Source organism: Duganella sp. S19_KUP01_CR8 (assembly GCF_036688705.1).
GTDB lineage: Bacteria > Pseudomonadota > Gammaproteobacteria > Burkholderiales > Burkholderiaceae_D > Rugamonas.
In genome coordinates this window covers 38,606-50,926 of sequence record NZ_JAQQPR010000014.1, presented here as the reverse complement: position 1 = coordinate 50,926, position 12,321 = coordinate 38,606, and the positions used below count along the sequence as shown (strand labels likewise).

The following is a 12,321-nucleotide window of genomic DNA, read 5'->3' as shown; positions in this document are numbered from 1 at the left end:
AGCGGTGCCGGAACAATAGCATCAAGTTATCAAATCCGCCACATGCGGCATGTATCTTAAAGTTCCGGCGCCCGGATGTAGTCGACCAGGGCGCCGGTCTGGCGCTCCGGCGCGGGCGTCAGCAGGCTGACCGCGACCATCGTCAGCAGCCCGGCCGGCACGCCGAAGATGCCGGCCGAGATGGGCGCGATGTGGAACCACTGGCCGGCCGCGCTGCCGCCCAGGATGGGATTGGCATGCAACATGTAGTACAGGCAGACCGCGAAGCCGGTCGCCATGCCGGCCACCGCGCCCTGGTAGTTGGCGCGCTTCCAGAACACGCCCAGCACCAGCGCCGGGAACATCGCCGAGGCCGCCAGCGAGAAGGCCGCGCCCACCAGCGATAAAATGTCGCCCGGCTTTTGCGAGGCGCCATACGCGGCGATGAAGGCCACGCCCAGCAGCAGCAGCTTGGAGATGGTGACCCGCTTCTGGGTCGAGGCGCTGCGGTCGACCAGCTTGTAGTAGATGTCGTGCGACAGCGCGTTGGAAATCGCCAGCAGCAGGCCGTCGGCGGTCGACAGCGCGGCCGCCAGCCCGCCCGCCGCCACCAGGCCGGACACCACGTAGGGCAGGCCGGCGATTTCCGGCGTGGCCAGCACCAGCACGTCGGCGTCGATGGTGATCTCGGCCAGTTGCACGATGCCGTCGTGGTTGATGTCGTTGATGCTGAACAGCGGATTGGCCTTGTCCACATTGGCCCAGTACGAGACCCAGTTGGGCAGGTGGGCGAAGTCGCTGCCGACCAGCGCGCTGTAGATGTCGTACTTGACCAGCACCGCCAGCGCCGGGATGGTCAGGTAGATCAGCAGGATGAAGAACAGGGTCCAGAACACCGACACGCGGGTCTCGTGCACCGACGGCGTGGTGTAGGAGCGCATCAGGATGTGCGGCAGCGCGGCCGTACCCAGCATCAGGCAGAACACCAGCGCCAGGAAGTTGTTGCGCTTGATGTCCGAGGTTTCCGGATCGCCGGGGTAGGGCGTGGCGTGCGGTGTGATCGGCTGGGCGCGGGCCAGGTTCTGCGCGCGCGCCTCGGCCCAGTCGTGCGCGGCCTCGTCGGCGCTTTTCGGATAGGCGATCAGGGCCCGCTCGGCGCTGCGGATCTCCAGCAGCGAGGCGTTGCGCAGCTTGACGCGGTCGAGCGCGCGCTGGACGTCGGCGCGGCCGGCCTCCCACGACGCCGGCAAGGTGCGGATGCGGGCCTCGAAATCGTCGGCGCGCTGGCGGAAGATGGCGCGCACCTCGGCCTCTTTCGGATCGTTTTGCAGCACGTTCTCGCGCGCGCTCAGCTTGGGCAGCAGCTTGCCGTAGGCCACTTGCGGAATCGGATTGTCGGTGTGCTTGCCGGACAGCCAGACCGCCGGCATCAGGAAGGCCACCAGGATGATGATGTACTGCGCCACCTGGGTCCAGGTGATGGCGCGCATGCCACCGAGGAAGGAGCACACCAGGATGCTGGCCAGGCCGAGGAAGATGCCGACCGAGAAATCGACGCCGGTGAAGCGCGAGGCGATCAGTCCGACCGCGTAGATCTGCGCCACCACGTAGGTGAAGGAGACGATGATGGTGGCCGCCACCGCCAGGATGCGCACCGCGCGCCCGCCGCGGCCGTCGCCATCGCCGCCGCCGTAGCGGGCGGCCAGGAAATCGGGGATGGTGTACTGGCTGAACTTGCGCAGGTAGGGCGCGATCAGCAGCGCCACCAGGCAGTAGCCGCCGGTCCAGCCCATGATGTAGGCCAGGCCGTCGAAGCCGTGCAGGTACAGGCCGCCTGCCAGGCTGATGAAGCTGGCGGCGGAGATCCAGTCGGCGGCGGTGGCCATGCCGTTGAACATGGCCGGCACGCGCCGCCCGGCCACATAGTATTCGAGCACGTTGGAAGTGCGGCTGAGCACGCCGATCGACGCGTACAGCACGATGGTGGCGAACATGAACAGGTAGCCGATCCAGTTGCGCGACATGCCTTCCTGCTCCAGCACCGACAGCGCGACCAGGAAGCAGGCGAGGCCGGCCGTGAACAGCAGGTAGTAGTTGCGCAGGCGCTGGAAGAAGCTGCGGCTTGCCTTCATGCGCGGTGCTCCACGGCGGCGGCGCGGTCCAGCTTGCGCATGCGCCAGGCGTAGACGGCCAGGATGGCCAGGTAGACCAGTGACGCGCCCTGCGCCGCCAGGTAGAACGACAGCGGCCAGCCGAACACGCTCAGGCCGGCCAGTTCGCGGGCGAAGAAGGCGGCGCAGAAGCCGGTCGCCAGCCAGGCCAGCAGCAGGATGGCGGACAGGCGGCGCGTCTTGCGCCAGTGCTGTTCGCGGCTGAGCGGTGCGGCGGGCTTATCCATTGTTATCCATAGTACGGTTGTTCTTCATCCTGTTCCGGCGGGCGCGGCGGCAGCGGCAAGGTCAGCCGGAACAGCGCGCCCGGCAGCTTGGCCTGCTGCGCGCGCGGGTTGTTGTAGATATCGACCTCGGCGCCGTGCTGCTGGGCGATTTCGCGCACGATGGCAAGGCCCAGGCCGCTGCCCTCGGCCTTGTTGCCGAGGATGCGGTAGAAGCGCTCGAACACCCGCGCGCGTTCGGCCTGGGCGATGCCCGGCCCGGTGTCCTCGACTTCCAGGTAGCCATGCTCCTCGTCGCGGCGCACCCGCACGGTGACGCTGCCGCCGGCCGGCGTGTAGCGCAGCGCGTTGTCGATCAGGTTGGACAGCAGCTCGCGCAGCATGGTCGGGTTGCCGACGATTTGCACCGGCTCGGTCGGCGCCTCGTAGCCCAGGTCGATGCGCTGCGCGAACGAGGCCGGCACCCAGTCCTGCACCGCGCTGCGCGCCAGTTCCGACAGTTCCAGCGGCAGCATGGCGGTGCCGGCCTGCGGCTGGTTTTCGGCGCGGGCCAGGGCCAGCAATTGATTGACCAGGCGGGTGGCCGCTTCCGAGCTCTTGGCCAGCTGCTCCAGCGAACGGTGGATTTCGCCGCTGTCGGTCTGGCGCAGCGCCAGCTCGGACTGCATGCGCATGCCCGCCAGCGGCGTGCGCATCTGGTGCGCGGCGTCGGCGATGAAGCGCTTCTGCATCTCGATCGACAGCGACAGCCGCGCCAGCATCTCGTTGAGCGAATTGACCAGCGGCGAGATTTCCTCCGGCACCTGGTTGGAGGCGATCGGGCTCAGGTCGTCCGAGCTGCGCGCGCGTATCCGCTCCTGCAACTGCGCCAGCGGCGACAGTCCGCGCGACAGCGCAAACCACACCAGGGCCAGCACGATCGGCAGGATGATGAACTGCGGCAGGATCACGCCCTTGATGATGGCGTTGGCCAGCTGGCCGCGTTTCTCCAGGGTCTCGGCCACCTGCACCAGCGCCAGTTGCGGCTCGCCGCCGCTGTTGTGCTCCAGCCGCACGTAGGCGTAGGCCACGCGCACCGGCGTGCCGTGCATATTGTCGTTGCGGAAGCGCACGCTGCCGCGCGGTTTGTCGTCCTCGTCGATGACCGGCGGCGGCAGGTCGCGGTCGCCGTCCACGTGCTCGCCGCGCGGGCCCTGGATCTGGAAGTAGACGTTGTCGACATCGTCGGCGCGCAGGATGTCGCGGGCCGGGCCGGACAGGCCCTTGATGACCTTGCCGTCCACCGCGCGCACCTGCTGCGCCAGCACGGTCACGCTGTCTTCCAGCGCGTGGTCGAACGGCTGGTTGGCGATGGACTTGGCCACCAGGTAGGTGATCGCGATGCTCATCGGCCACAGCAGCAACAGCGGCGCCAGCATCCAGTCCAGGATCTCGCCGAACAGCGAGTGCTGGATGCCTTCGTCGGCCTCGGGCGCCGGCGGCTGATACTCCAGATCCGGCGCTGGCTGTGCGGCCGGCGGCGTCACTTGGGCGCGTCCGAATATTTTTCGAGACAGTAGCCGAGGCCGCGCACGGTGGCGATGCGGATGCCGCCGATCTCGATCTTCTTGCGCAGCCGGTGCACATAGACTTCGATGGCGTTGTTGCTCACTTCCTCGCCCCATTCGCACAGGTGGTCGACCAGCTGTTCCTTGGACACCAGCCGGCCGCTGCGCGCCAGCAGGATTTCCAGCAAGCCCAGTTCGCGCGCCGACAGGTCCAGCATCTGCTCGTTGATGTAGGCGCTGCGGCCGACCTGGTCGTAGCTCAGCGGCCCGTGCTTGACCACGGTGGCGCCGCCGCCGGCGCCGCGCCGGGTCAGCGCCCGCACCCGCGCCTCCAGCTCGGACAGCGCGAACGGCTTGGCCATGTAGTCGTCGGCGCCCAGGTCGAGGCCGTTGACGCGCTGCTCGATCGAGTCGGCCGCCGTCAAGATCAGCACCGGCAGCAGCGAGGCGCGCGCGCGCAGGCGGCGCAGCACCTCCAGCCCGGACAGCTTGGGCAGGCCCAGGTCCAGGATCAGCAGGTCGAATTCCTGGGTCGAGAGGGCGGTGTCGGCTTCCTGGCCGTTGCTGACGCAATCGATGGCGTAGCCGGACTGGCGTAGCGAGCGGGTCAGGCCGTCGGCCAGCACGCTGTCGTCCTCGGCAAGTAAAATTCGCATAATGTAGACACTCCAACACGCCGGCGGCAGAAGATTCTATTGTGTTTCATTTCGCGCAAGGTGGCGAGTTTTTGTGCAATCTCAAAATTGTTTAAAAATCGTGCTTGCATTAAGCACTGTTTTTTTATACAGTGCTGCCTGTACCGACGAATTTGCACCCACCTACTGGTTGAAAGAACATTATGGACGATAAAAAAGCTGTTGTACCTGCATCAGAAAAGGCCAAGGCGCTGGCTGCCGCGCTGGCCCAAATTGAGAAGCAATTCGGCAAAGGCTCCGTAATGCGCATGGACGCCAACACGCCGATCGAGGACGTACAGGTCGTGTCGACCGGTTCGCTCGGCCTGGATATCGCGCTGGGCGTCGGCGGCTTGCCGCGCGGCCGCGTGGTGGAAATCTACGGTCCTGAATCGTCGGGTAAAACCACGCTGACCCTGCAAACCATTGCTGAAATGCAAAAACTGGGCGGCACCTGCGCCTTCATCGACGCCGAGCACGCGCTGGACGTCGGCTACGCACAGAAACTGGGCGTCAACCTGCACGAGCTGCTGATTTCGCAGCCGGACACCGGCGAGCAAGCGCTGGAAATCTGCGACGCGCTGGTGCGCTCCGGTTCGGTCGACCTGGTGGTCATCGACTCGGTCGCCGCGCTGACGCCACGCGCCGAGATCGAAGGCGACATGGGCGATTCGCTGCCGGGCCTGCAAGCCCGTCTGATGTCCCAGGCGCTGCGCAAGCTGACCGGTTCGATCAACCGCACCAACACCCTGGTCATCTTCATCAACCAGATCCGCATGAAGATCGGCGTCATGTTCGGCAGCCCGGAAACCACCACCGGCGGTAACGCGCTGAAGTTCTACGCCTCCGTGCGCCTGGACATCCGCCGCACCGGCTCGATCAAATCGGGCGACGAGGTGATCGGCAACGAAACCAAGGTCAAGGTCGTCAAGAACAAGATCGCGCCGCCGTTCAAGGAAGCGCACTTCGACATCCTGTACGGCGCCGGCACCTCGCGTGAAGGTGAGATTCTTGATCTGGGCGTTGAAGCGAAGATCGTCGAGAAGTCCGGTTCCTGGTACAGCTACAACGGCGAGCGCGTCGGCCAGGGCAAGGACAACGCCCGTATCTTCCTGCAGGAGCGCCCTGAGCTGGCGTGGGAAATCGAAAACAAAGTCCGCGAATCGCTGGGCGTGCGCGTACTGCCGCCGCTGGCCGCCGACAAGGGCGACACCGTGGTCAAGCTGAAATCGGTCGACAAGGCCGATAAGGCGGACAAGGGCGACAAGGCCGACGCCGCGTAAAGCCGTCGTCCTCGCGAAAGCGGGGACCCATGCTGAGCATGCGTTCTATAGACTCCCGCGTGCGCGGGAGCGACGGATCGACCACCGCGCTGTTCATTCAGCCGGTGGTTTTCTCATTGTGCAGAGGTTTTTATGGCAGCACCGCAACTTAGCCTGAAGGGCCGCGCCCTGCGCTATCTGTCGATGCGTGAACACAGCCGCATGGAGCTGGCCCGCAAGCTGGCGCGCTACGCGGAGGAGGGCGACGACGTCGAAGCCCTGCTCGACCTGCTGGAAAAGAACAACTGGCTGTCGCAGGAGCGTTTCTCCGAAGCGCTGATCCACCGGCGCTCGGCCCGCTTCGGCAACAGCCGCATCGTCGCCGAGCTGCAAAGCCACGGCATCAAGGGCGAGGAACTGCAGGAACTGAAGGCGGGCCTGGCAGAAGGCGAGACCGAACGCTGCGTCGATGTGTGGAACCGCAAGTTCGGCACCGTGGCCGCCGATCCGCAGGAACGCAACAAGCAGATGCGCTTCCTGATGCAACGGGGATTTTCCCAGCGCGCCGTGCAAACCGCGCTGAAAGGCGCGCCGGAAGACGACTGACAGATCAAGTAGACGTTGCCGCGCCGCACCATGCAATGTTTCCATGACTGAAATAAGACTGGTGAATTTCTTGTAAAAACGATCTCAAAACGGCCATTTTTCCTTCCAAAAGATATGTTCTGACGCAACTGGAGGTCTTGATGTGCTACACTTTTGGGGTTTTTGCAGCGCCGCAGGTGCGGTAGTTGTCCGTAGAAGCTGCGGACACGTGCGATCAGCACATGGCTGCTTACTAAATTTCTGTCGCGAGAGCGGCATCGGTCTTATGTCCCTGTCAACCCCAGTTACCCGACGTGCGCTCCGGCACACGCGCGCAATTGCCGTCCAAGCGTACGCACGCGATGACGGACTGTGGGATCTCGACGCCCATATCACCGACATCAAAGTGATCGACACCGTGCTGGCCTCCGGCCCACGCGCCGCCGGCACCCCCCTGCATGACCTGCACCTGCGTTTGACCGTCGATCTGCAACTGAACATCGTCGATGCCGAAGCCGCATCCGATGCCGTTCCCTATCCCGGCCACTGCGACACCATAGCCCCCGATTATAAAAAGCAGCTCGTCGGCCTGAACCTGATGAAGGGTTTCCGCCACGAGCTCAAGCAACGCCTGGCCGGCATCTCCGGCTGCACCCACCTGACCGAACTGGCGCAGATCCTGCCCACGGCCGCGGTGCAGGCGTTCGCCAACGATGTCTGGTCGACCAACGACGCGGCGACCGAAAATGACGGCGTGCCGCGCCAGAAGCCGTTTCAACTCGACAAATGCCATGCCCTGCGCACCGACGGTGGAGCAGTGGCGCAGTTTTACCCGCGCTGGGTGGCCAAAGCAGCACCAGGTGGCGCGTAGCAATCTCTGCTTACTAGATTCACACATTTCGCAGTATCAACCGATTTTTACACATCAGCATCAGAAGGGAAGCCAGCATGAAAATCCATGAGTATCAAGGCAAAGAAATCCTCCGAAAATTCGGAGTGACGGTTCCGCGCGGTATTCCGTGCATGTCCGTTGAAGAAGCAGTCAAAGCTGCTGAAACCTTGGGCGGCCCGGTCTGGGTTGTAAAAGCACAGATCCACGCCGGTGGCCGTGGTAAAGGTGGCGGCGTTAAAGTCGCCAAATCGCTGGAACAAGTCAAAGAATTCTCCGAGCAGATCCTGGGCATGCAGCTGGTCACGCACCAGACCGGCCCAGAAGGCCAGAAAGTACGCCGCCTGCTGATCGAAGAAGGCGCGGACATCAAGAAAGAACTGTACGTATCGCTGGTCACCGACCGCGTATCGCAGCGCGTTGTGCTGATGGCTTCCTCCGAAGGCGGCATGGACATCGAAGAAGTTGCCGAGTCCCACCCAGAACTGCTGCACTCGATCGCCATCGATCCATCGATCGGCCTGACCGATGCTGAAGCCGCTGGCATCGCCGCCAAGATCGGTGTGCCGGAAGGTTCGATCGCCGACGCGGTCACCAACCTGCAAGGCCTGTACAAAGCCTACTGGGAAACCGACTCGTCGCTGGCCGAAATCAACCCGCTGATCCTGACCGGTTCGGGCAAGGTCATCGCTCTGGACGCCAAGTTCAACTTCGACGCCAACTCGCTGTTCCGTCAACCGGAAATCGTCGCTTACCGCGATCTGGACGAAGAAGATCCAGCTGAAGTCGAAGCATCGAAATTCGACCTGGCCTACATCTCCCTGGACGGCAACATCGGTTGCCTGGTGAACGGCGCCGGCCTGGCCATGGCCACCATGGACACCATCAAGCTGTTCGGCGGCGAGCCAGCCAACTTCCTGGACGTAGGCGGCGGCGCCACGGCTGAGAAAGTAACCGAAGCCTTCAAGATCATGTTGAAAAACCCAGGCCTGAAAGCCATCCTGGTCAACATCTTCGGCGGCATCATGCGTTGCGACGTGATCGCCGAAGGCGTGATCACCGCAGTCAAAGCCGTGTCGCTGAACGTGCCGCTGGTCGTCCGCATGAAGGGCACCAACGAAGACCTGGGCAAGAAGATGCTGGCCGATTCCGGTCTGCCTATCATCGCAGCCGACACCATGGAAGATGCAGCGAAGAGCGTCGTCGCCGCCGCTGCCGGTCAAGCTTAATTAAGGAATCAACATGTCCATTCTGATCAATAAAGATACCAAAGTCGTTACCCAAGGTATTACCGGCAAAACCGGTCAATTCCACACCCGCGGTTGCCGTGACTACGCGAACGGCAAAAATGCCTTCGTCGCAGGCGTGAACCCAAAGAAAGCCGGCGAAGATTTCGAAGGCATTCCTATTTTCGCTAACGTTGCAGAAGCGAAAAAAGAAACCGGCGCCAACGTTTCCGTGATCTACGTACCGCCAGCAGGCGCTGCCGCTGCGATCTGGGAAGCTGTCGAAGCCGAACTGGACCTGGCCATTTGCATCACCGAAGGCATTCCTGTCCGCGACATGATGGCTCTGAAAGACCGCATGGCTAAAGCAGGTTCCAAGACCCTGCTGCTGGGCCCTAACTGCCCAGGCCTGATCACCCCGGACGAAATCAAGATCGGCATCATGCCAGGTCACATCCACCGCAAGGGCCGCATCGGCGTGGTTTCGCGTTCGGGCACCCTGACCTATGAAGCAGTCGGTCAGCTGACCGCACTGGGCCTGGGCCAATCGTCGGCAGTCGGCATCGGCGGCGATCCGATCAACGGCCTGAAGCACATCGACGTCATGAAGATGTTCAACGACGATCCAGATACCGACGCGGTCATCATGATCGGCGAAATCGGTGGTCCAGACGAAGCCAACGCGGCTTACTGGATCAAAGACAACATGAAAAAACCGGTCGTCGGCTTCATCGCCGGTGTAACCGCTCCTCCGGGCAAGCGCATGGGCCACGCCGGCGCGCTGATCTCCGGCGGCGCTGACACCGCACAAGCCAAACTGGAAATCATGGAAGCTTGCGGCATCACCGTCACCAAGAACCCGTCCGAAATGGCGCGTCTGCTGAAAGCAATGCTGTAATAACAGTTCGCTTTAGTGTGAAATAATGAAGGGGAGCCTAGGCTCCCCTTTTTCTATGGAGAACAGATTGGCGAAGATCCTCATCTCGCGGGATGGACAGATAGAACAGCAAGTACAACTGAGCAAAGAGCGGATGACCATCGGCCGTCATCCGCGCAACGACATCGTGCTGACGCATCCGGCCGTCAGCGGCGACCACGCCGTCATCGTCACCATCCTGGATGACTCCTTCCTGGAAGACCTGCACAGCACCAACGGCACCTTCGTCAACGGCCACCGCATCGGCAAGCACTTTCTGCAACACCAGGATGTGATCAAAATGGCCAAGTTCCAGGTCGAGTTCGTCGCCGACGGCGTGCGGCCCATGATGGCGGCGGCGCCCGTGCTGGCGCAAATCGAAGTATTAAATGGCAACAATGCAGGCAAGCAGATGGCGCTGACCAAGCCGCAGACCACGCTCGGCCGCGCCGGCGTGCAGGTGGTGGTGATCCATCGCCAGCCCGACGCCTACACCATCACCCACCAGGAAGGCGCGCAGCCGCCGCTGGTGAACGGCATCGCCCTGGGCAAGCAGGCCCAGCGACTGAATCACGGCGACGTGATCGACCTCAGCGGAACCCAGATGGCCTTCCGCATGAGCTGACAATATTTGTCAGCGGCGCCCCTGGCTGACAAATTGCGGCCTGCGGACTGACAAAAAACGGCAGTCCGTACGACACAAAGCGACAGTTTTTGGCATATTTCGCGTGTTTGGACCCGAAAATCGGGCTGGCACACCAATTGCTCATAGCTAAGTGTCCTACCAAATTTGTTGTTCAACACACCCCAGGAGTCGAAAATGAAATCCATGAAAATGATGAAGAAACAAGCCCAGGCCGGCTTCACCCTGATCGAACTGATGATCGTCGTTGCCATTATCGGTATTCTGGCCGCGGTTGCGATTCCAGCATACAGCGACTACACCATCAAAGCCAAGATGGCCAATGCGCAAGGCGCGATCGACTCGATCAAGACTGCGGTGGCGTTGTGCGCCCAGGAAGGTGGAGGGGACCTGGTCGGCTGTAACGCCGGCGCCAAAGGCGTACCGACCTTCACCCCAACCAAGGAAGTTTCCGGCGTCACCGTCGCGGACGGCGTGATCGTTGAAACCTTCGCCACCGGCGTCGGCAAAAACATCGACGGCTTGACCGCTACCTACACCCCGACCATCGCCGCCGGTGCAGCTAACGTAACCTGGAACGTGACCACCACCGTCACCAACACCGCAGCCCAGCAAGCTCTGACCAAGAACAACGTAGTCCCTTAATGTTCTCGGTTTGAATATAGAAAAACCGGCTTCGGCCGGTTTTTTTTCGTTCCTGCATTGAATGGATCAGACGATCTTCTGGCGGTCGGCGATCAGCGCCTCGTAGGTCAGGTTTTGCAGCATGGTGTAGTGGACCGGATCCAGGTCGATGAACTGCACGCCATAGGTGAACACCTCGGGCTTGTCACCGGTGGCGGGCTTGACCACGTTGATGTTGCGGATGGTGGCGTTAGGATTGATACGCACCTGCCGGTTGCCGGGCTGGGCGATCAGATAGAACGACAGTCCGACCTCGGCCTCGTCGTCCGACAGCTTCTTGGCCGATTCGATCAACGCGCCGGAGACGCTCAGGTTCACCAGGAATACGGAATTAGTGCCGCCCGGTGAAGTCACCTGGGCAGGAATATCGACCTTGACCCGCATCGCCGCGCGCAGGCTGGTGCCCTGGATGGACTGCGGGAACGACAGGTGGACATAAAACAGTGGACGCGGGAACACCCGTTGCACCACGCAGGAGAACGAGCACACGTTGACCCCGGAGAACACGCGGATGGTCAGCTTGTCGCCGTCGTTGAGGGCGATCGGTGCGTTGTTCTCGAACGGAACCTTGACGATCATATACTCATCCTTGGCCCAGCCGATCAGCGTGGAGAAGTGCTGGATCGGCTTGATCGTGCGGTGAGTGATGAACTGAATCCTGCCGCCCACCTGCAGATTCATTTGCTCGAATTCGTATTCCTGAGTCTTGGCTTCGCTCGGTGGAGGGTTGCTGCTCATTCAAATTCTTTCTCGTATGCGCGAGGCGGGTACGGTGAGGCCTACGTCAAAAGATTACTTCAGTGACATTTATTATATACCCACCCAACTAAGGTAACAATCAGACAATACAAGAGGTTGCTGATTGGTCGCAGACTAGCACGCCAGCGACGGCGTAACGCTGAAAACCGTTGCATTTTGGAGTTTTTGAGGACAGCGCAGAGTGAGGCAACTGGCAACATTGCTTAACTTGTCGCGCTCCAATCGCCCGACTTGCCGCCATGCTTTTCCATCACGCGGATATCGGTCATGACCATGCCCCGATCCACGGCCTTGCACATGTCGTACACCGTCAGCAGGCCGACCTGCACCGCCGTCAGCGCCTCCATTTCCACCCCGGTCTTGCCGTAGGTTTCCACCTGGGCCTTGCAATGCACGCTGGAATTGGCCACATCGGTCTCGAAATCGACCGTCACCCGGGTCAGCGCCAGCGGGTGGCACAGCGGCACCAGGTCGCTGGTGCGCTTGGACGCCATGATCGCCGCGATGCGCGCGATGCCCAGCACGTCGCCCTTTTTGGCTGTGCCGCCGGTGATGATGGCCAGCGTTTCCGGCTTCATGCGGATGCTGCCGCTGGCCAGCGCGATGCGGTGCGTCTCGGTCTTGGCGCCGACATCGACCATGTGCGCCTGGCCGGAGCCGTCGAAGTGGGTCAGTTGGTCGGCGGGCGCGGAGTTTTCGATGGTCATGGTGAGCTTCAAAACGTAACAAAATAATTCGTCGGCGGACGCCGTGCTTGTGCGC

The 12,321-nt window shown here is 62.2% G+C and carries 13 protein-coding genes; 7 read left to right on the top strand and 6 right to left on the bottom strand.

Features of this window, described 5'->3' with window-relative positions:
* Positions 1 to 56 precede the first annotated feature (56 nt).
* From V6M89_RS15460 to V6M89_RS15445, 4 genes are read right to left on the bottom strand one after another with little or no spacing between them, the layout of a single operon-like run.
* Entirely contained in the window at positions 57 to 2,111 is a 2,055-nt protein-coding gene (locus V6M89_RS15460) for a sodium:solute symporter family protein (protein WP_332853992.1), read from the bottom strand.
* Positions 2,108 to 2,377 carry a DUF4212 domain-containing protein gene (locus tag V6M89_RS15455; RefSeq protein WP_332853991.1) on the bottom strand — a complete coding sequence of 90 codons (270 nt, stop codon included), beginning with the start codon at positions 2,375 to 2,377 and terminating at the stop codon, positions 2,108 to 2,110. Before V6M89_RS15455 ends, V6M89_RS15460 begins: the two co-directional genes overlap by 4 nt.
* A gap of 2 nt (positions 2,378 to 2,379) precedes the next feature.
* Positions 2,380 to 3,900 carry a sensor histidine kinase gene (locus V6M89_RS15450; protein ID WP_332853990.1) on the bottom strand — a complete coding sequence of 507 codons (1,521 nt, stop codon included), beginning with the start codon at positions 3,898 to 3,900 and terminating at the stop codon, positions 2,380 to 2,382.
* On the bottom strand, positions 3,897 to 4,577 hold the full coding sequence (locus V6M89_RS15445) for a response regulator transcription factor (RefSeq protein ID WP_332853989.1): 681 nt from the start codon (positions 4,575 to 4,577) through the stop codon (positions 3,897 to 3,899). The genes V6M89_RS15450 and V6M89_RS15445 overlap by 4 nt, the downstream gene beginning before the upstream one ends.
* A 182-nt stretch (positions 4,578 to 4,759) precedes the next feature.
* On the opposite strand from V6M89_RS15445, the gene recA reads away from it, so the two are divergent.
* The 7 genes from recA (at position 4,760) to V6M89_RS15410 (ending at position 10,761) form a co-directional block, all read left to right on the top strand.
* Positions 4,760 to 5,878 carry a recombinase RecA gene (recA, locus tag V6M89_RS15440; RefSeq protein WP_020700932.1) on the top strand — a complete coding sequence of 373 codons (1,119 nt, stop codon included), beginning with the start codon at positions 4,760 to 4,762 and terminating at the stop codon, positions 5,876 to 5,878.
* Between the two features lie 132 nt (positions 5,879 to 6,010).
* Positions 6,011 to 6,463 carry a recombination regulator RecX gene (gene recX, locus V6M89_RS15435; protein ID WP_332853988.1) on the top strand — a complete coding sequence of 151 codons (453 nt, stop codon included), beginning with the start codon at positions 6,011 to 6,013 and terminating at the stop codon, positions 6,461 to 6,463.
* A 265-nt stretch (positions 6,464 to 6,728) separates the two neighbouring features.
* On the top strand, positions 6,729 to 7,313 hold the full coding sequence (locus V6M89_RS15430) for a DUF2889 domain-containing protein (RefSeq protein ID WP_332853987.1): 585 nt from the start codon (positions 6,729 to 6,731) through the stop codon (positions 7,311 to 7,313).
* A gap of 77 nt (positions 7,314 to 7,390) precedes the next feature.
* The gene (gene sucC, locus V6M89_RS15425; protein WP_332853986.1) at positions 7,391 to 8,560 is read left to right on the top strand and encodes an ADP-forming succinate--CoA ligase subunit beta; all 1,170 of its coding nucleotides are present in this window, start codon (positions 7,391 to 7,393) and stop codon (positions 8,558 to 8,560) included.
* 13 nt (positions 8,561 to 8,573) lie between these two features.
* Complete coding sequence (sucD, locus tag V6M89_RS15420; protein WP_116992124.1) at positions 8,574 to 9,455, top strand: succinate--CoA ligase subunit alpha; 882 nt, start codon at positions 8,574 to 8,576, stop codon at positions 9,453 to 9,455.
* A gap of 67 nt (positions 9,456 to 9,522) precedes the next feature.
* The gene (locus V6M89_RS15415; protein ID WP_332853985.1) at positions 9,523 to 10,098 is read left to right on the top strand and encodes an FHA domain-containing protein; all 576 of its coding nucleotides are present in this window, start codon (positions 9,523 to 9,525) and stop codon (positions 10,096 to 10,098) included.
* Between the two features lie 195 nt (positions 10,099 to 10,293).
* Positions 10,294 to 10,761 (top strand): pilin, encoded by a 468-nt coding sequence (locus V6M89_RS15410; protein WP_332853984.1) that lies wholly within the window; start codon positions 10,294 to 10,296, stop codon positions 10,759 to 10,761.
* A gap of 66 nt (positions 10,762 to 10,827) precedes the next feature.
* On the opposite strand, the gene V6M89_RS15405 is transcribed toward V6M89_RS15410, so the two are convergent.
* Complete coding sequence (locus tag V6M89_RS15405) at positions 10,828 to 11,538, bottom strand: flagellar brake protein (protein ID WP_332853983.1); 711 nt, start codon at positions 11,536 to 11,538, stop codon at positions 10,828 to 10,830.
* Positions 11,539 to 11,762: 224 nt separating this feature from the next.
* On the bottom strand, positions 11,763 to 12,266 hold the full coding sequence (gene moaC, locus V6M89_RS15400) for a cyclic pyranopterin monophosphate synthase MoaC (RefSeq protein WP_332853982.1): 504 nt from the start codon (positions 12,264 to 12,266) through the stop codon (positions 11,763 to 11,765).
* Between the last annotated feature and the right edge of the window lie 55 nt (positions 12,267 to 12,321).

Coding starts and splice junctions, on each gene's coding strand:
- V6M89_RS15455 (WP_332853991.1), bottom strand. CDS start 2,377: ATGGATAAGCCCGCCGCACCGCTCAGCCGCGAACAGCACTGGCGCAAG.
- sucD (WP_116992124.1), top strand. CDS start 8,574: ATGTCCATTCTGATCAATAAAGATACCAAAGTCGTTACCCAAGGTATT.
- moaC (WP_332853982.1), bottom strand. CDS start 12,266: ATGACCATCGAAAACTCCGCGCCCGCCGACCAACTGACCCACTTCGAC.
- V6M89_RS15460 (WP_332853992.1), bottom strand. CDS start 2,111: ATGAAGGCAAGCCGCAGCTTCTTCCAGCGCCTGCGCAACTACTACCTG.
- V6M89_RS15445 (WP_332853989.1), bottom strand. CDS start 4,577: ATGCGAATTTTACTTGCCGAGGACGACAGCGTGCTGGCCGACGGCCTG.
- V6M89_RS15410 (WP_332853984.1), top strand. CDS start 10,294: ATGAAATCCATGAAAATGATGAAGAAACAAGCCCAGGCCGGCTTCACC.
- V6M89_RS15430 (WP_332853987.1), top strand. CDS start 6,729: ATGTCCCTGTCAACCCCAGTTACCCGACGTGCGCTCCGGCACACGCGC.
- recA (WP_020700932.1), top strand. CDS start 4,760: ATGGACGATAAAAAAGCTGTTGTACCTGCATCAGAAAAGGCCAAGGCG.
- recX (WP_332853988.1), top strand. CDS start 6,011: ATGGCAGCACCGCAACTTAGCCTGAAGGGCCGCGCCCTGCGCTATCTG.
- V6M89_RS15405 (WP_332853983.1), bottom strand. CDS start 11,538: ATGAGCAGCAACCCTCCACCGAGCGAAGCCAAGACTCAGGAATACGAA.
- sucC (WP_332853986.1), top strand. CDS start 7,391: ATGAAAATCCATGAGTATCAAGGCAAAGAAATCCTCCGAAAATTCGGA.